At 55.7% G+C, this 18,241-nt stretch carries 16 protein-coding genes and 1 tRNA gene; 10 read left to right on the forward strand and 7 right to left on the reverse strand.

Translation table 11 applies throughout. From position 1 onward, the window contains the following. Positions 1 to 7: 7 nt before the first annotated feature. The 6 genes from ACIDITHRIX25_RS87890 to ACIDITHRIX25_RS87915 all read right to left on the reverse strand — a co-directional run bounded on the left by ACIDITHRIX25_RS87890 (position 8) and on the right by ACIDITHRIX25_RS87915 (position 10,205). Positions 8 to 547, reverse strand: a complete 540-nt coding sequence (locus ACIDITHRIX25_RS87890; RefSeq protein ID WP_201732314.1) for a DUF8108 domain-containing protein — start codon at positions 545 to 547, stop codon at positions 8 to 10. Then, a complete protein-coding gene (locus tag ACIDITHRIX25_RS87895; RefSeq protein WP_201732315.1) occupies positions 537 to 3,152 on the reverse strand; it encodes a TrlF family AAA-like ATPase in 2,616 nt (871 codons plus the stop codon). The genes ACIDITHRIX25_RS87890 and ACIDITHRIX25_RS87895 overlap by 11 nt, the downstream gene beginning before the upstream one ends. Continuing rightward, a complete protein-coding gene (locus tag ACIDITHRIX25_RS87900; RefSeq protein WP_201732316.1) occupies positions 3,145 to 6,264 on the reverse strand; it encodes a type I restriction endonuclease subunit R in 3,120 nt (1,039 codons plus the stop codon). The genes ACIDITHRIX25_RS87895 and ACIDITHRIX25_RS87900 overlap by 8 nt, the downstream gene beginning before the upstream one ends. Further along, on the reverse strand, positions 6,261 to 7,400 hold the full coding sequence (locus ACIDITHRIX25_RS87905; protein WP_201732317.1) for a restriction endonuclease subunit S: 1,140 nt from the start codon (positions 7,398 to 7,400) through the stop codon (positions 6,261 to 6,263). Before ACIDITHRIX25_RS87905 ends, ACIDITHRIX25_RS87900 begins: the two co-directional genes overlap by 4 nt. Beyond that, on the reverse strand, positions 7,393 to 8,982 hold the full coding sequence (locus ACIDITHRIX25_RS87910; RefSeq protein WP_201732318.1) for a class I SAM-dependent DNA methyltransferase: 1,590 nt from the start codon (positions 8,980 to 8,982) through the stop codon (positions 7,393 to 7,395). The genes ACIDITHRIX25_RS87905 and ACIDITHRIX25_RS87910 overlap by 8 nt, the downstream gene beginning before the upstream one ends. 239 nt (positions 8,983 to 9,221) lie before the next feature. Beyond that, positions 9,222 to 10,205 carry a hypothetical protein gene (locus tag ACIDITHRIX25_RS87915; RefSeq protein ID WP_201732319.1) on the reverse strand — a complete coding sequence of 328 codons (984 nt, stop codon included), beginning with the start codon at positions 10,203 to 10,205 and terminating at the stop codon, positions 9,222 to 9,224. 216 nt (positions 10,206 to 10,421) lie between these two features. Between ACIDITHRIX25_RS87915 and ACIDITHRIX25_RS87920 the strand changes: the two genes are divergently transcribed. From ACIDITHRIX25_RS87920 to ACIDITHRIX25_RS87965, 10 genes are all read left to right on the forward strand, one after another. Continuing rightward, positions 10,422 to 10,757, forward strand: a complete 336-nt coding sequence (locus ACIDITHRIX25_RS87920; protein ID WP_052606194.1) for a hypothetical protein — start codon at positions 10,422 to 10,424, stop codon at positions 10,755 to 10,757. Then, complete coding sequence (locus ACIDITHRIX25_RS87925; protein WP_201732320.1) at positions 10,754 to 10,963, forward strand: hypothetical protein; 210 nt, start codon at positions 10,754 to 10,756, stop codon at positions 10,961 to 10,963. The genes ACIDITHRIX25_RS87920 and ACIDITHRIX25_RS87925 overlap by 4 nt, the downstream gene beginning before the upstream one ends. Further along, a complete protein-coding gene (locus ACIDITHRIX25_RS87930; protein ID WP_201732321.1) occupies positions 10,960 to 11,190 on the forward strand; it encodes a hypothetical protein in 231 nt (76 codons plus the stop codon). The genes ACIDITHRIX25_RS87925 and ACIDITHRIX25_RS87930 overlap by 4 nt, the downstream gene beginning before the upstream one ends. Positions 11,191 to 11,203: 13 nt before the next feature. Beyond that, positions 11,204 to 11,392: a hypothetical protein gene (locus ACIDITHRIX25_RS87935; protein WP_201732322.1), complete on the forward strand. Its 189-nt coding sequence runs from the start codon at positions 11,204 to 11,206 to the stop codon at positions 11,390 to 11,392. A gap of 274 nt (positions 11,393 to 11,666) precedes the next feature. Further along, a complete protein-coding gene (locus ACIDITHRIX25_RS87940; RefSeq protein WP_201732323.1) occupies positions 11,667 to 12,281 on the forward strand; it encodes an MT-A70 family methyltransferase in 615 nt (204 codons plus the stop codon). Next, on the forward strand, positions 12,268 to 12,504 hold the full coding sequence (locus ACIDITHRIX25_RS87945; RefSeq protein WP_201732324.1) for a hypothetical protein: 237 nt from the start codon (positions 12,268 to 12,270) through the stop codon (positions 12,502 to 12,504). The genes ACIDITHRIX25_RS87940 and ACIDITHRIX25_RS87945 overlap by 14 nt, the downstream gene beginning before the upstream one ends. Beyond that, complete coding sequence (locus tag ACIDITHRIX25_RS87950) at positions 12,491 to 14,689, forward strand: type IV secretory system conjugative DNA transfer family protein (protein WP_201732325.1); 2,199 nt, start codon at positions 12,491 to 12,493, stop codon at positions 14,687 to 14,689. The genes ACIDITHRIX25_RS87945 and ACIDITHRIX25_RS87950 overlap by 14 nt, the downstream gene beginning before the upstream one ends. Before the next feature lie 217 nt (positions 14,690 to 14,906). Beyond that, positions 14,907 to 15,719 (forward strand): replication-relaxation family protein, encoded by an 813-nt coding sequence (locus tag ACIDITHRIX25_RS87955; RefSeq protein ID WP_201732326.1) that lies wholly within the window; start codon positions 14,907 to 14,909, stop codon positions 15,717 to 15,719. Between the two features lie 135 nt (positions 15,720 to 15,854). Further along, a complete protein-coding gene (locus tag ACIDITHRIX25_RS87960) occupies positions 15,855 to 16,241 on the forward strand; it encodes a hypothetical protein (protein WP_201732327.1) in 387 nt (128 codons plus the stop codon). 43 nt (positions 16,242 to 16,284) lie between these two features. Continuing rightward, positions 16,285 to 17,988 carry a recombinase family protein gene (locus ACIDITHRIX25_RS87965; RefSeq protein WP_349632141.1) on the forward strand — a complete coding sequence of 568 codons (1,704 nt, stop codon included), beginning with the start codon at positions 16,285 to 16,287 and terminating at the stop codon, positions 17,986 to 17,988. Here the strand turns inward: ACIDITHRIX25_RS87965 and ACIDITHRIX25_RS87970 are convergent. Continuing rightward, positions 17,945 to 18,021 (reverse strand) — tRNA-Val (locus tag ACIDITHRIX25_RS87970). The two genes, ACIDITHRIX25_RS87965 and ACIDITHRIX25_RS87970, sit on opposite strands and share 44 nt — an antisense overlap. Between the last annotated feature and the right edge of the window lie 220 nt (positions 18,022 to 18,241).

Here is an 18,241-nt window from a genome sequence, read left to right on the forward strand (position 1 = left end):
TAACCAACTAAGTGCCAGCTGATTCCCATAGTTGCCGAAAGTTGTCGAGTTGCTGGAACGCGTCTGCAGGTTCTGCCACAGAAAGCAGCAAATAGGCATAGTCTCCAAGGCCATGCATCAGGCGAAGATACCGCAGCTTTTGGTTTCGGTTGCGTACGTAGCTGTTTGCGCCTAACACTGACCCCACAATCGCGAACAGTACGCCTACCACAATCAGGACCCAACCCCATCGTCCAGACTTAGCGATGCCAGCGCCTATTGCAGCGACCACCGCGCCGACGCCTGCACCACCGCCAGTGATGATTGGCCCCAAGCGCGATTCCCAGGCCTGTGACTTCTGCTTATCGCGAGCCTTGGTGTAGTCGCGTACGATAACATCACGCAACACTTCCAGATCAGTCAGGACTCGCCATCTCCACCCGTCAGGCTCCACTAGCCCCTGGGCCTCGGCGTCTTTCCCGGCTGCAACTTGCGCTGCCTGCAAGGCATTTCTGGCCCAGCCGAATTTCGCTTCGATACGTTCCGCTGAATTCTCGCTAGAACCCATAGAGGTGTTGCCTCGCATTGAAGGCTGCCGACCCGCCTTCCAATATGTTCTCCGCCAGCACCCGTATCGGTGCATCGTCCAACGAACCCACACCGTCAGCTACCGGCCTGCCGTGCTGACCGTCCCCTTCAAGAGTCACGATCAGCTCCGCATCCCCGAGGACCGGCACATTAGCATTATGGGTGCTAGCAATGATTTGTCGTACGCCCTTTAGCTTCCTTAAATGAGCTACGACACCGTCGTACACAAACCGATTATCCAGATCGTCCTCGGGCTGGTCGATCACCAGGGGAGCTGTTGAGGCGCCGAGAAGAAGGAGCAGTAAGGCTGTAGCGCGCTGACCCTTCGATAGCTCGTCCATGGTCCTGAGTTCCCGCGTGCCTTTGACTGAGGAGATATCGAGCTTCACCTCCACTGCATGACCGACCAAAAGCTCCTCCAGTTCACGCAGAAGCGCTTCTCCGGCATTTACCAAGCCCACAGCCTGCGCTCCTTTGATTCCTAGCTTTTCAAGTTGTGACCCCCCAGAGCGTATCGCCTTTACAAACGACCGAGGGGAGAAGTCGTCGGCATCGACGGCGGCAGCTATCTGAGTACGAGCGCCCGAGATATGTTTCGTAATCACTTTCATGATGTGGCTCCGATCGGGGGCCGCAATTGGCACCACGACGACGACGCCTCCAGTAGCTGCGTTCGCGGACCGTACCGCTTCATGTAAGGCTTCGACTTGCTTGCGCTCCTGAGATGCCAATTGACCTAGAAGCTTGTCTCGATTCTCTTTTAACTTCTTCAGAGCTTCAGTCTGACTGGCGAGACGAGGCTGCTTTGCCAGTAGATCGTCGAGTGCCCGACTCGTATCTAGGTACTTGTCAGGTTCTAGACCTTCTTCATGGAGCTTTCGCAGCACCTCCGCATGTCCATCGCGTTCGTCCTTGACTAGAGACTCCCAGTCCACCTGCGCTCCCTTGATAGCTGATTCTGCCTGGGATACCGCCTCGTATGCGTCTTCGGATAGCTTCTTCAGCGTTGCGGCGAGTTTCGAAGTGGCGGCAGAGATTCGTTCCAAGGTCTCCTGTCTTGGTGAACCGTCTACCCCTTCGTAGAGCGCGGTTAGCTGAGCCTCAAGCTGTGCATCACCTATTCCGCCAAGTGCCTCGGAAACGGCACGGACCCTCTGTCGTCCCTCCGCAAACACGGACTCCTCCCTGGTAAGTCGCTGCAAATCCTCCAGCCGTGTCGCAACATTGATCTTCTTGTATTGGTCTACCTGCTCTTTCAGGCGGGGGATATCGTCGAGCTCACCCTGCAGTGTTGCCAGGTTGTCCTCTACGCGCTTCAGCTGAGTGCGGTTCTCGCTAAGCCTCTCGAGAACGTCACGGAGCTCAGGATGTTCCCTTTCATCACCCGCAAAGCGGCGTAGCATATCGGCGACGTTCTTCGGGCTACTGGCCAACTCAGCAAGTTCGTGCTGCCCGAACACCTCTACTGAGCCGACAACGTCGATAGGCAGCAAGCTCGTAGCTGTCCCGCTCGCGTCCCGTACGACAGACGGATTAGGCACGACCCGCTCGACCATGTAGCGATGAGGCGCCGGAGCCACCGTTTGTACTTCTACTCTCACCACGGTTCCGGACCGCAAGACCTTTTCTACAATAGCCTTATGGTCACGTTTAGCGTCATCGCCTATCGGCTCCACATCCAACGCGTACCGAAGGCTCTCGACGATAGTGGACTTTCCGGTGCCTCGCCCACCTATAAGGGCAGTGAGGTCGGTAGAGATGGGGATGGTAACTCCATCAAGGAAGCCACCAGTCCAGCTGATCTGTTTCAGTGTGGCCCGTGGCTGACCTGTTGGGTCAGTTGGGGAAACTCGTGTTTCTGGTGTGCGGACAGCCAGCTTAAGGCTCTCTAATCTCGCCCCACTGAGCTTGAACCAAGTCGTCGCTCCCTCCGTCCTGAGCTGATCCGGGTGCATGACGTCGTCGGCATGAATAACCGCGAGCGGGTGCTTCCGATCGTACGGCTTCTGGCCCTTGACAATCTTCTTCTGGTCTGTACCTTCGCTTTGCCCGGGGGTAACGGCTATCGCATGAAGGTTTGGATCCTTGACCATTGCCACGAGCGGTTGACCCCTTCGACCCGTAAGCATCCCTCCATTGGGAACGTTAACGTGAGAAGGAATCACCAGCGCTCCCTTGTCGGTCATCCTTTGAAGAATGTCCTTAAAGGAGTCCCCGGTTGTGCCGTTCACGCAGGAAGGCTCTACACCACACGCACCTATTGCTGCGTTTACAGTCGACAATTTCGTACCTGACTCAAAGATCACCAGCAAGTGAATGCCTTCGGCTGAGTTGGCTTCGAACCCCGGTAGGGCCGCTATTCCGCGGCTCTCCGACGCAGTAATGAGGCCGCTGGCTGTATCAACACACCAATGGTCTGTGATGGCGATCAGTCCGATTCCGAGGTTCTCGCACTCATCGAGCAATGCGTTGTTGTATTCGCTCTCTGATGCGAAGAACTTCGATGGTTCATTCCTTCCTTGATAGCTATAAGGATTAATCTGGAGTGCAACACGAATCCAATGAGCACCAACAGGATTAGTCATCAGCTTCTCCATAGCTAGAAGTGGAGCTAGCAAGCAGACTGGCTTGCTGCAGCACGAGCTCCACAGCCTTCTCCTCAAGATCGGGTGGGTAATCGTATTTCGCAAGAAGACGCCTGACCTTTGCGCGCATCTCAGCCTTGACTGACGCCTTGAAATTCCAGTCGATCGTGATGCTGTTCTGAACTTGAGTGACTAAGTCAACAGCGATCTTTTTGAGGACCTCATCACCCATGGTGAGGACGGCCGAGTCGTTCTGGACAATGGCGTCATAAAAAGCTGCCTCGGCAACACTGAGTCCAAGTTGCTCATGGCGGGTATTCTGGTCGCGCATCTCCCTGGCGAGCTTTACTAGCTCGGCGATAATCTCGGCGGTTGTGAGCGCTCGGTTGGTATAGCGATTTATCGCCTCGTCAAGTTGCTCCGAGAATTTGCGTGCCTGGACAAGGTTGCTGCGCTGGATGGTGCGAATCTGGTCGTTGATGAGACGGCGTAGCAGCCCCATCTGGAGGTTGGGCTTCTCCTTGCCAGCGAGCGAGTCCAAAAACTCGTCACTCAAGATGGATAGGTCGGGAGTGTCAACACCAGCGAGCTTATAAATATCGATGACCGCGTCGGCAGACACCGCCTCGTTCACGAGCTGGGAGATTGCGGTATCGATCTCCACGCCTCCGCTACCCGCCCTCCCGGAATCAGGGTTCTGAATCTTGATAATTGCTGCCCGAACGTCAGCAAAGAGGCGAATTTCGTTACGGATCGCTACTGCTTCGTCACGTGCTCCGCACAGAGCGAAGGCGCGTGTAAGTGCAAGAACCTGGTCGAGGAAGCGACTTATCCGATCGGGATCCGCCATCACGAAGTCGAGAACCGATGCATGCTGACCAAGCCGCTCGGAGGCCGAAAGCAGCGGCGAAGAGTCGAACGGACAGCCGTGCAGAATGGCACGAATAACGTCGTGTTTCTCTAGCATGACGGCAACCATCTCTTCGATCGGGACGCCAGCTTGATCCTTATCCGAGGGAGAGTACTCGGCAAGGGCTTTCCGAAGGTTGGTAGCAACGCCGATATAGTCGACGATCAGACCACCCGGCTTGTCACGGAAGGTGCGGTTCACTCGAGCGATCGCCTGCATCAGGCCTGCGCCCTGCATCGGCTTGTCGACGTACATCGTGTGCAGAGCTGGAGAATCAAACCCGGTGAGCCACATATCTCTGACGATGACGATCTCCAGCGGATCGTCAGGATCCTTCGCTCGGTTCTTCAGCTCGGTGCGAGTCTTCTTGTCATGAAGGTGACGTTGATATGGAGTTGGGTCGGCTGCGGAGCCAGTCATGACAACCTTGATCTTCCCAGCCTTCGGGTCGTCACTGTGCCAGTCTGGTCTTAGTTTGACGATCCTGTCATAGAGCTCGACGGCAATGCGACGACTCATTGCGACAATCATGGCCTTGCCAAACAACTCAGCTCGGCGCTTCTCCCAATGGTCCACAATGTCTGCAGCGATCAGATCCAGACGTTCGCTAGCACCAACAATGGCTTCCACTCTGGACCACCGCGACCTGGCGCGAATCGCATCGGACTCCTCGACCTCCTCTGTTATCTCGTCGGCTAAAGCGTCGATATCTGCATGGGCCTCGTCGTCGAGAGAAACCCTCGCTAGTCGGGATTCATAGAAGATCTTGACGGTCGCGCCATCCTCAACCGCCCGTGTCAGGTCGTAGACGTCGATGTAGTCACCAAACACCGAACGAGTGGACTTGTCTGCGGACTCGATTGGTGTGCCGGTGAAGCCGAGATAGGTGGCATTCGGTAAGGCATCGCGTAAGTGCTTGGCCAAGCCTGATTTCAACGTGCCGTCCGCTCCAAGTGTCTCAGTAAAGCCATACTGCGAGCGATGCGCTTCGTCTGCTACGACCACCACGTTCCGGCGGTCCGTTAGAACAGGATTCGAGTCGCCACCGACTTCGGGGGCAAACTTCTGGAGCGTCGTGAATAGTATTCCTCCCGAAGCACGCCGAAGAAGCTGGCGGAGTTCGATTCTACTATCAGCCCGAACCGGCTTCTCGGGAAGGATCTCGGCTGGAGCAAACACTTCACCGAAGAGCTGATCATCGAGATCGTTGCGGTCCGTAATGAAGACAAGTGTGGGATTGTTCATCCTGGGGTCACGCATGAGCTTCGCTGCGAAGAACACCATCTCGAAGCTCTTGCCAGATCCCTGAGTGTGCCAGACCACGCCACCACGTCGATCACCATTCGGTCCTGCTGCCTCAACCGTAGATTCGACTGCGGCGTTCACTGCCCAGTATTGGTGATACTTCGCAACCCTCTTGACGAGACCTTTACCCTCGTCGCTGAATACAACGAAGTTTTGTAAGATGTCTAGAAAGCGCTGCTGGTCGAAGACACCCTTGATCAGGACCTCGAGTGCCGGTCGGTTGGTAACCACCTCGCGGCCATCCATCGTTTTCCACGGCGCATAGTGCTCGAAAGCGCCTGTGAAGCTACTCATGGCGGCACTCGTGCCATCACTGATAACTGTGACCACGTTCGGAGTGAAGATTGACGGAATATCCGAACGGTAGGTCTGCACCTGGTTCCAGGCGTTCCTCAGAGTGGCGTGCTCGTCGGCGAGGTTCTTCAATTCGAAGAGCGCTACCGGAATGCCATTCAAAAACACCAGTACGTCGGGCCGACGGTTCTTGCCTTCGATGATCGTGAACTGGTTAACAGCAAGCCATTCATTGTTCTCGGCATGCTCAAAATCAATTAAGCGAATACGATTCGTGCGTAACTGACCATCAGTAATCCTGCGCTCAACTGGCACTCCATCACGCATCAGCTCGTGGACGCGCTTATTCTCCGCCACCGGATTTTGGGACTCCGCGCGATCCAGTCGCTTGACCGCCTCATCGACAGACGCAGAATCGATACCCTTATTGAGTCGTGTCACTGCCTCACGAAGGCGTTCGTAAAGATATACCTGATTCCAAGTAGACCTTTCTGAGAGAAGTGTGTCAGGAGCAATCTCAGGGCCGAACGCTGTCGAATATCCAAGCTCTCGCAGGTACTCCAGCGCAGCCGCCTCGACCGTTGACTCATTCAAGATGTTCATGCCACGGTCTCCTGCGCCTCTGACACTCGGATACGACCGGAGAGCAGCTCTGGAAGAAGCACATCACGGATATTTGATAATTCGACGACTTCCCGACCCAATGAATCTGTCCGAGCAACGAGTGGTCGAGCTAACTTCGCGAACCGTTCCTGAGCGTCCGCTGACACCATCGGCGCTAGATATGTCGGAATAGCGTCTCCTGAAAGATGTAGCACCGTAGTGCCGCTTGTACGGCTCCGACAATATTGGCGAAACGTCTCATCGGTGAGAATTCCCAACAAATATTCATTTGAAATCACATCCGTCGGTCGAATAATTGCAAGATCGAGTGAAGCCACCAGTGTGTCGGCCGTATGATCAGATGGAACTCGGACGGCACGCCCAACCACTTCAGCTCCCTGAGTAAGGTCGGTCTGTGCAATGACCACCTCACCCGGTTTGATTACCTGAGATAGCTTGTACGGACCGCTGTATGGCTTCAGCCCTTCTGGCTTGTAACCACCGGTTCGGGCAAACGACTTGAGCGTTACGAGGGATGTCCTCGACGCCTTGAGATCAGCGCTCCTATAAGAGACACCCTTCGTGATAATGGTCAGCTGGGAGAGGGGTAGCCGTTGAACGGACTCCTTAACTTGCAAATTCTGAAACTCGAGGGATAACAACTCTTCCATCACTGCTATCTGACGCCTATTCGACTCAATCTTGTCATCCAGCGCTCCGAGCGTCGCTGAAATCGCTAAACGATCCGATTTAGCTGGAGCATCAAACTCGATAGAGTTCAGAATTGATTGATTCAATAACGGTTGTCCCGAACCAACTCTGCGATCATTGAGATTAAGCGAGGAAAGCACGTAGTACCAGTAACGTGTCTCGGCGGGGTCCTCGGGTTGGCAGATTATTGCGTTATCAGTTACCCAACACGCACTGGGCACAAAGTAGCAACTGCCGCAATAGCTTCCAACGCGCCCGATGACTATACATTGCTCGGATACGTTGGATACCGCACTACGCCCAATGATTCCGTTCGAGCCATAAACCGGAAAAGCCCCATCATCGGTACGACGGGGAGAAGATTTGCCATTTCGAAATTTAAGCCAGTTCTCAAGTACCGGTCGCAAGGCAACGCCACTAAGCATCTACGACTCCGAGTCTTTCTCGAATAACTTCTTCGAGCCGTCGCCCTTCCTCAAACTCGGCAAACAGTTCCTTCTTGAGCCGCTCAATCTTTTCTTCAAGCGGCTCGGCGTCTGCTTCTGCCTCCTCGGCGCCGACATACCGCCCAGGAGTTAGCACGAAGTCGTGATGCTTGATTTCGTCTAGGCTGGCCGCTCTAGCAAACCCCGGGAGGTCCTTGTATCCGGCCTCGTGGTTGCGCCAGGCGTGATAGGTGCCCGCGATCTTGCCAATGTCTTCGTCATCGAGGACGCGCAGGCGGCGACTCTCCATGACGCCAAGCTTTCGGGCATCAATAAAGAGAACCTCGCCTTGACGTTTGCGGTGACCATTGCCATGGCGGTCCTTGCTGACGAACCACAGGCAGACCGGGATCCCGGTATTGAAGAACAACTTGTCCGGCATGGCCACGATGCAGTCAACCAGGTCGGCTTCGACGAGCTTGCGACGAATCTCTCCCTCGCCGCTGGTCTTGGATGAGAGCGAGCCATTCGCAAGGACGAAACCAGCGGTACCCTTTGGAGACAAGTGATATATAAAGTGCTGCACCCAGGCGAAGTTGGCGTTACCTTCAGGTGGAGTACCGTACCTCCAACGTGGATCATCTGCGAGTTTGGCATCCCACCAATTGCTGACGTTGAAAGGTGGATTTGCGATGACAAAGTCTGCCCGCAGATCTAGGTGTAAGTCATTAGCGAAGGAGTCATCGGAGTGATCACCCAAGTCGGCCTCGATGCCTCTAAGCGCAAGGTTCATCTTGGCCAGTTTCCAAGTGGTGTCGGTGAATTCCTGGCCATAGATAGAAATGTCAGTACGCTTGCCGCCGTGAGCTTTCACGAACTCGGCAGACTGCACGAACATTCCTCCCGAGCCACAAGCAGGGTCATAGACACGACCGTGATAAGGCTCCAACATCTCAACCAAAGTCTTGACGATGGACCTCGGGGTATAGAAGGCTCCAGCGTCCTTGCCAGTCTCCTTGCCAGCGAACTGACCTAGGAAGTACTCATAGACTCGGCCTAACACATCGTCGGAGCCGTGATCGTCGGACTCGGTAAAGCCAATGGATCCGATAAGGTCGACGAGTTGACCGAGGCGACCCTTATCAAGACCCTCCCGGCCATAGTTGCGGGGCAAGACACCTCGGATCGACGGATTCTCCTTCTCGATCAGATCCATCGCCGCATCAATATCTTGACCAATTGTGGGAAGCTTGGCTCGGTCCTGAATGTGCTGCCAGCGAGCGTTAGCTGGAACCCAGAAGACATTGTGGCTGGTGTACTCGTCTCGATCCTCGATAAGGCGTGCGCGACGTTCGGCGTTCGGGATGAAGTCACTGGAGTCGGGATCGCTTAGACTCGCTTCGATCGCTTGGCGACGTACCTCAAACCGGTCGGAGATGTACTTGAGAAAGACCAATCCGAGGACGATGTGCTTGTACTCGCTCGGTTCCTGGTTGCCCCTAAGCGCATCCGCAGTGTCCCACAGGCGCTGTTCGAGCGACTTGGCTGGCTTCGTCGCAGTCTTGCGTGGCTGACCCGCCATCAGTGATACTCCTTACGTAATCCCTTAAACTGGCGCCTTGATTTTTGCATAATTCTCCTTATTATAACATTGTATGCAAAATCCAAGAATCTGAATACAACACTACTGACCGCCTGTTACAGGATGCATTACGAGGAAATATTGGACACTCAAATCAAAATCGAAGCAACTAACTTGTCCTTAATTTGCGTGTTCATGAGGCACCAACATCCAACTTCATTCCAATCTTCGATAAGCACTCACCATTCCCAGGCAATACCGCTATAAAGTCCACCGTATAAATCGTGGAACTCAACATTGACACCCCGCTCGTCGCCAAACTCGAGGGTCTTACCGATGTGGGGAGTTCCGGGTCGTTCAAAGTACGTGAGTCCACGGTAGCTCCAGATGGTGTCTGGCCGATCGCCGATGAACACTGCTCCGAATGAGGCGAACCGGGTGGGCTCGTGAAAGGCCTGACTCTGCTCAGTGAGCGCACCCGGGGTGCCAAGGTCTGGATCAGCTAGAAGCCGAAATTTAAGGTCGTAGGTCTCGCCTCGCCTCATCGGCTCCTTGTACCAGAACTGATGAGTAAAGCTCTCTCCGATGCGTTCAGTTTTGACCGTGAAGTCCCCTTCGGGAATCGGCCGCCCAGGGTAGGAGCTGCTGATCGAGATGAAGTCAGCTTCGTCGAAGGCAGCAATGAGCTGGTGCCACTCCCTATTCTCCTGCCAGGCACGGTTGCGGACCACCGTCAAAATACGGGCGGCCTGCTGGACAAAGCCGTTGTGAGACTGCGGCACCGAAAATCCGGTTGGGGACTTTGGATACCAACCCGTGACGAGTTGCTTACGGAGGCTATCCATAGCTGTTTCTTCTCGGTCGGCGACAGCTTCAACCTTGATGCCGTGCTTGTCGCCGTAGTGTCGGCGCCGATCCTTGAGGTAGGTCATGCCCTCGGTCTCCGGGGCGAGGCCGAAGACATCGAGCAGTATCTCGGGCTGCGGATCACGAAGCGACTCAATGGCCGATATGAAGCGTTCCAGCAACACCTCATACGATTCGTTGTCCCCGCCAAGAAGTTGACGAACGAGATTGGCTCTGGCGATACGAGCTGGGGAAAAGCCAGCCTCTTTGTGTAAGTAAACAAGATCTTGGAGAACGTTGTAAGCCTGCTTGGGATCCCACGCCGATGGTTCAACCCATCGATACGACGACCGGACTGACTTTGATTGCGACTCCAATTCCTACTCCAACTCTGTTCGTGCGCATATCTCCAATGCAAAGCCAGCTCTAACCTCAAGGATATTCGGTTGAGCAATATGGCCGAATACCAGCGATGAGGGGTGTGGATGGCCCGCTGTAACGGACCACCCACGGTGTCATCGCAACCCACTCGGATTAATGAGAGAAAGGAGCAAAGACATTATGAAGGCTATCAACTATGGGGTGGTGATCGTATGAGCGAGCTGGCCACATACAACGGAGGTGGTGGTGCGCTCGCCAGGGATGCACGTCGTTTTGGGCGTGAGATTTCACGGGGCCGCCTCGGAACGCAGATCCGAACCAGCCAGGTCGATAATGCAACCGACGTGACACTTGCGAAGGTTGAGAACTTGACGATGGCTACTGGCAACGCCATGCAGCAAATCACACGGGTTTCCCAGGCACAGCGTCAGCTGGAGATGATTGCACCCGATGCTGCTCAGCGTCTCGCGTTCATTGCCGACGACCACATGCTCGGCTGTGCAGAACTGCTGTCCGACTTGCGGCGCGACCTGCACCGAATCAGGTGACCGCGCTGGTAGCGCTGGGCATTGCCGTCTTGGCACTGGCGCTCTCGGGCGCCGGTGTCTGGGCGCTCTTGGCTTGGCGCCGGTATCGTCGCACCTTCGATAGCTTCGCTGAGCGTTTGTCCGTTGACACTCGTCTTGAGCAGCTCACCGTACAGGCATTGTCTGCTATGCGTGAAGCCGCACGTAGAGCAGGTGGTCTTACGTGACGGCAGCAACAAACAGCGGTCTCTGGTCAATCGACCAGCGCCGGATGGTCAAGGGTGATGTCATAGTCACACGCAATGTGGTCGACACAATGAACAAGACGGTCAACACACTGTCCCATGCGACAAGCGAGCTCGCCAACTCTGCTGCAGCTACTGATATCCATAAGCTGGTCCAGCCGTCTCGCAGGAATCTTACTCGATCCCCTGCGGTCCTGGCCCAGGTATGAGAAGTAGTCGGGAATGTTAGACCGGCTCATCGGTATCTGCTTCACGCTGCTTGCGGTAACGGTGGCGATCTACGTAGCGGTAAGGCTCATCGAATCGATTGCGGCAGCGTTGGTCGGTATCGTCGCCGTGGTCGGAGGGCTCGTCGTCCTGGGTTTCATCGCAAGTCTGTTCTGGCGGAGAAATCGCATAAATCGTTGGTAATCGGAAGAACGTTGTTTATTCCACAATGCCACTATTGGTGAACATTACGAGACCATAAATCGCATGAATTGCAAGAGGTACTCGGCGTCGCTTCGAACGTCTTATCGGTAGTCGCGTCGCCGACCTCTGCTATTGCAAATGATCCCCGAGATGTTTTTAGCTGTAATCACCCCGGGGATGCTCCTCGCAATTTTCGGTGGACTTCTACATCAACCTAATCAAAATCCCGTGCTTTCGACGGCAATCGAAAACTCGGGCAGAAAGGAGCTTTTTAATGGTAACACAAAACTTTTTCTCAAGGAGCGGCCCGGAGTCCCGGCAGCCGTTCAAGACCATCTTGGCCGACCCGCCGTGGGACGTTCAGCAAAAGGGTGCACTCGGAGCGGCGTCGCACTACAAACTTATGACGCTGGATGAAATTCAAGCTATGCCAGTGGCTGACCTAGCTGCTACCGATGCCCACTGCTGGCTATGGGTCACCAACGCTACTTTACGCGCCGGTTATGACGTCATGGAGTCATGGGGCTTTACTCCTCGGTCGCCTTTGACCTGGATCAAGCCACGGATCGGCTTGGGTCAGTATCTTCGGAACGCAACCGAACACCTCATCCTCGGTACACGAGGACATGCTCCGGTCAACTTTCGCGCGCAGCCGACGTGGATGTTTGCTCCGCTGCAGGAACACTCACATAAGCCAGAGGAGCAGTACGCGGTGATCGAGCGGGTCAGCGATGGTCCGTACCTCGAGCTGTTCGCTCGACGGCGGCCACGCTCAAGCGCCAACTGGAGTGTGTGGGGAGACGAGGTCGATGCCGATATTGTCATTCCCGGCTACCCGGTCCCTTCCGATATGGGCCACCAAGGCGGAGGTCGTCATGCCGAGGCGTAGGAAGCGCAAGACCAACTGGAAGCGCCAGGAAGAGCGGGCCTTACGGGTGCGTGGCGTGCGACGGGGCACTCCAGATGCGAAGAAACTCTCGAGGGCGTTCATCGGACTGGCGCTCGCTCGAGCCGAGGTCGAGGCTCAGGCACAGGCGGAGGCAACGAAGGTTAAGAATAACTATCGCCAGGGTGGCAATGGCGACGAAAGTGATCGAGATGAGGCTTCATAATCGCTCTCGCTCCAAGAGTCCAGGCAGCAACTGGGTGTTTTCCCAGTTGCATCTGCCTCGTCCGCTGGAGGTCGATCAAGTCGATGCAATGCTGCTTCGAATGGCCGCCGACAGGGCCGCACCGCCGCTGGTCTTCGAGGTTCGCAGCGAGCATGGCCAACTCATCCAGCATCTGGTCGGCACGCCAGCAGAACACGTTCTATGGGTGCAACGCACGCTGCGGCACCTACTTCCGGAGCTGGATATCGACGGCATCGATCAACCGCGTCTTGCGGTGGACCGTTCGGTCAGAGTGAGGATGCGTCCACGGGCGTTTGCCTTAGCTACCGAACGTGCTGAGGTGACGAGCTTGAGCCTGCTCTCTGCTTTGTATGCACGGCTAGAGGCGGGGGAACGTTTAGTGGTTCAGATCGTGCTCGGTCAGCGAATGACACCGAAGCATCTGCCGAAGGAGATTGCCGATCCTACCCAACCGTGGTGGCAGATGTTGACGATCGGCGAGCGCTCGGCGGGTAAGGCTGTACGAGACCAAGTTGACACAAGATCCGGTCAGCACGGTTTCTTAGCCGTGATCCGCATCGGGGTGGCAGCGAAAGAGCGAGAGCGCAGACAACAGCTGGTCATCGGCGTACTTGGAGCCTTGTCGACGGCCATAGATCGAGGCACCTACATGGACCTGATCATCGAGCCACCAGTTCGGCTCAATACCCCTCAGTTACCGAGGCACTGGAATTTGCATCTCGGAGCTACCGAGCTGACGGGCCTGCTGGGCTGGCCATTAGGAGATTACGACCTGCCGGGCGTCGCTCCTCTTCATCCTCGCCCGCTGCGAGTGCCTGAGAAGGTCAACAGATCAGAGCGGCTCTTCGCCGTTCCCGGAGGCCCGGGACCTAGAGCGCCCATAGGAATCGCTGCTCGGGATATCACGTCACACCTGCTGGCGATGGGTCCGACTGGCGTTGGTAAGTCGACAGTTCTGCTCAACCTCATCGCCGCCGACATAGCGGCTGGGCGCCCGGTGTTGGTGATCGATCCGAAGTGGCAGCTGATACGTGACATAGTCGAGCGGGCTATACCTCGAGCGAGGATCGATGATGTGGTGATTATCGATCCAGCCGAAGCGAAGTCTGGAAAGGTGGTCGGCTTCAATCCACTCAACGTTGGAGACCGAGATCCTGACGTCGTCGTCGATGGGTTGGTAGCGGTTCTTAGGCAAGTATTCCACGACGGTTGGGGACCTCGCACCGAGGACATCATCCACTCTGCACTCCTCACGCTCGCCAGGGTTGGTGCTACTCGCAAGTCGCCCTACACGCTGATTGATCTTCCTCGGCTTCTAGCGGACGAGAGGTTTCGACGTGGAATCATCGGAGAGGTTATGGACGACCCCGGTCTCGCATCGTTTTGGTCTGGTTATCTGGCCATGTCTCCCGGCGCACAAGCACAAGCGATCGCTGCACCGATGAACAAGCTACGTCAGTACCTACTCAGGCCGAGTTTGCGAGCCATCCTCGGCCAGGCCGATCCTCCGTTCCGCGTTCGGGATATGTTCAAAGACAACAAGGTCGTGCTCGTTCCGCTCAATGAAGCACTCATCGGCCCTATCACAGCCCAGCTACTCGGTTCCCTGATCGTGGCTGAGACGTGGTCGGCAACGATGGAGCGTGCGAGCGAAGTTGATCCATCCAGCCGTCCAGCGACAATCGTCATCGATGAGGTGCAGCAGTACTTGCACCTGCCGGTCTCAATTGACGACGCCCTGAGCCGTTCCCGGTCCAACGGTGTCGGCTGGCATCTCGCCCATCAGCATCGAGCTCAACTCCCCGCTTCCACTCGGGCGGCGATTGATACGAATGCAAAATCCAAGATCATCTTCCAGCTCCTTGATCCTGACGATGCATACGCTGTTGCAAAGCAGGCTCCCAGTCTCCAAGCAGTCGACTTCCTCAGCCTTGGTCAATATCAGGCATATGCGAACCTGACCGCTGGTGGTGCTCCATCGGGATGGGCACTGATCCGAACGCTTCCACCGCCGCAGCCAACCGGTCTCGGGGAAGAAGTTCGTAACCGTAGCCACAATCGATATGCCAGCCCTATCCCTCAATCTGCACATGCTGCATCAACTCAACCACATTCACAGGGAGCGGACGGCGATGAACTGGGACGGAAGAGGAGACGCAAATGACTACCTATCTCTTACCAACTTGCCCAACCCTATTAGAGAAGAGGAACAGAGGTCGAGGGTTTGTCAACGTCATCTCGGTCGTCGTGCCACGACCCTCAAGTGTCTTTTACTCATGCAGGTCGTTGGCCAAGTTCCGCCCTTGGCGGGAGGGGACTGACCCCGCATTGCGGGGTCGCGAGGGGCGACGGGAAGCTAAACGAGTGACAGGAGGTCCGACATGACGCGCTCGGATCTCGACACCCTGAAAGACCGCCTGACCGAGCGGGATTACAAGCTGCTTCGTAACGTGGAAAAGTTCCGGCTGCTTTCCACTAAGCACATCCAGCGACTCCACTTCGATCCCGTCCATCCAACACCGACAGCATCAGCGCGTGCTTGCATTCGAACACTGTCACGGCTTCGGAACGTTCTGGTGCTCAAGGCGCTCGAACGCCGTATCGGTGGAGCCAGAGCTGGATCAGCGGGATTCGTCTGGTACGTCGGTCCGGCCGGTGAACGAATACTCCAGAGCCTTGACCCTCCCGTCATTTCCGGACGACGCAATTACCGAGAACCATCTCGGCACTTCGTCGAGCACACTCTGGCCATATCCGAACTGGCCGTGAGGACTATCGAATCTGGGCGTCAGGGTGACTTAGAAGTGCTCGAAGTCCAAGCCGAACCCGCCAGCTGGCAACAATCACTTTCGAGATTTGGAACGGCGCTAACGCTCAAGCCAGATCTTCGTCTGGTCACTGCTTCTGACGACTACGAGCACCACTGGTTCATCGAGGTTGATATGGCAAGCGAACACATGCCGGTAATTATGCGCCAGTGTGCTGCGTATGAAGCCTTTCGGGCAACGGGGCGCTACCAGGCGACACACGGCCTTTTCCCCGCCGTTCTCTGGGTGGTCCCGGGATCCGCCCGAGCGGAGGCCATTCGGGCCGCCGTGGCGGCGACGGCGGGCCTGAATCCGGCCCTGTTTCGGGTCTGCACCACAGGGGAGTACCTGGGTGTTGTGGCCGGTCCTCCCTCTGAGAACTCCTGATCTGTTTTTTTGCAGGTCAAAGAGCTATTTCCGACTTGACTTGTCAACCAAAGAGAGCGTCAATGTCTGAGGCTCCTGAGCCAAACGACATCGGGAGAAATATCACTAAACAACTAACTGAAAGGAGGTTTACACATGAAAGAAGAAGAACAAGGATTACAAGCAATGCGCTATGAGGGCATGGGTGATCCAAACAAGCAAGAACGACATACCAAGACCCTTGCAATTCGCGTCGAGGAAACTTTGCACGCGCAATTGCGCTTCATCGCCCAGTTGCGAGAAACCAGCATTACCGACGAGATCCGTCAAGCCATTGAAACTCGCATCACCTCAGCCCAGGATGATCCCGAGATCATCGCTCGTGCTCAACAGGCTCGTGATGAGCTGGAGCGAGAAGCGGCGGCTCGCAGTGCGGCAATCGCTGGGTTCTTAGGCAAGCCCGTAGTCACTGCCGTCGTCGACAAATCACCCGGCCCTGCCACCAAAGTGCAGCAAAACGCCCGTAAGACAGAAAACGAATAGGAAAGGAGTGCCCATGTCAAGCGATTCTGCCATCCCGGGAGTAATGGGTACTGCACCTTCAAAGGCTGCAATCACCTACCTGCGCGTCTCCACCGCCGACCAAGCCACTCGTGGCGGACGAGAGGAGGGGTTCTCTATTCCTGCCCAGCGTGAAGCTAACACCCGAAAGGCTACGTCGCTGGATGCGCTCGTAATTGAGGAATTCGTCGATGCGGGAGAATCCGGTACCTCAGCGGCCAAGCGGCCTGAACTCCAGCGCATGTTGTCCTATGTTCGGGAATATCACGTGGATTACTGCATCGTCCACAAACTCGACCGTCTCGCTCGGTCCCGAGCTGATGACGTCGCTATCCACTTCGCCTTGAAGCAAGCGGGAGTTACACTGGTTAGCACCAGCGAGAACATCGACGAGACCCCATCAGGGATGCTCATGCACGGCATCATGAGTAGCATCGCCGAGTTCTACTCCCGCAACCTCGCCAACGAGGTCACCAAAGGGCTGGTCCAGAAGGCGAGCGTCGGCGGCACAGTTTCCCGAGCGCCACTTGGCTACAGAAACATCCATGTCAACGATGCGCTCGGACGAGTCAACCGAACTGTTGAGATCGACACCGAGCGAGCGCACTTGATCACCTGGGCGTTCTTTCGATACTCCGAAGGTGATCCAACGCTTCGGACGCTGCTCGATGAACTGACAGCTCGTGGGCTTACCACACGAGCAACACCCAAGTGGCCATCCAAGCCGTTGACAATCACCGGCCTCCATAAATTGCTCCGCAATCCGTACTACAAGGGAGAGATCCGTTACCGGGACATCACCTACCCCGGACTCCACGAACCCCTGGTTGATCCACAGACATGGCAGCAGGTCCAGGACCTACTCAGTGCCCACAACACCGCCGGAACGCACCAGCGAACAAACAACCACTACCTCCGAGGCAGCGTCTTTTGTGGGTCCTGTGGTTCTCGGCTGATGATCACAACAGCCCGTAATAGATGGGGCACCGAATACCTCTACCTTGTCTGCTCTGGTCGAGCGAGAAGGGTCACCGACTGTCAACGACAGGCGATGTCAGCGGAGATGGTCGAGGAAATCATTGAGGACGAGTACCGCACTATTGCACTCTCGCCAGCGTTGCGAGACAGCATCGAAGAGCTTGTCTTGGAGGACTTCGACACCTTACAGGCCGGTTCCGCAACCGAGCGAAAACAGATGGACAACCAGCGCATTGAGCTAACCGCCCAACGTCAGAAGCTGCTCGATGCTCACTACGCCGGAGCAATTCCACTTGATCTACTGAAGATCGAACAGGACCGGATTGCTGGTCAGATCGCACGAATTGAAGATCAGTTTGCTAGCCTCGATGCGAACTTCGAGCAAGCACGAGCAGTATTGGCCGACACGCTGGATCTGACTCGAGACTGTCATACCGCCTACCTGGAAGCCAACGACAGCACCAGGAGGCTCTTCAATCAGGCGTTCTTTGCCAGGATCTACATCGATGAAGATGACGAGACACGAGAGCAAACTGTCCGAGTTGACTACAACGAGCCCTTCGACACTTTGCTCTCACGCCTCATTCCAGCGAGCGTTCATCGTACTCTTGACATAAAAAATACCGCCTACCGGGAAATCCCGACGGGCGGTTCTAGCGTAGCATCAAGCGGCATCGCTGAGGTGCAGGGTTCTCATACGGATACTTTGGTGGGCGCTAAGGGACTCGAACCCCCGACCTCAGCCGTGTGAAGGCTGCGCTCTAACCAGCTGAGCTAAGCGCCCGGAGTTAACAAGCATAGCCGGAGATTTGAGTTCGATTTCAATTAATTTAGGTTAAGCCCTTGGTGGCTGGAGGCTGTTCGCCGAAAGGATTCGTGTGTTTTGAGGCTTGGGAATTTGAGCGTTACTCGGCTCAGATGGTTTAATGTTTTAGATTCCAAGAGCTATAGCACTGTCCAAGGCTCGTCCTTTATGGATTATTCAGTTGATCGATTGTTTGATT

The organism is Acidithrix sp. C25 (assembly GCF_904848545.2).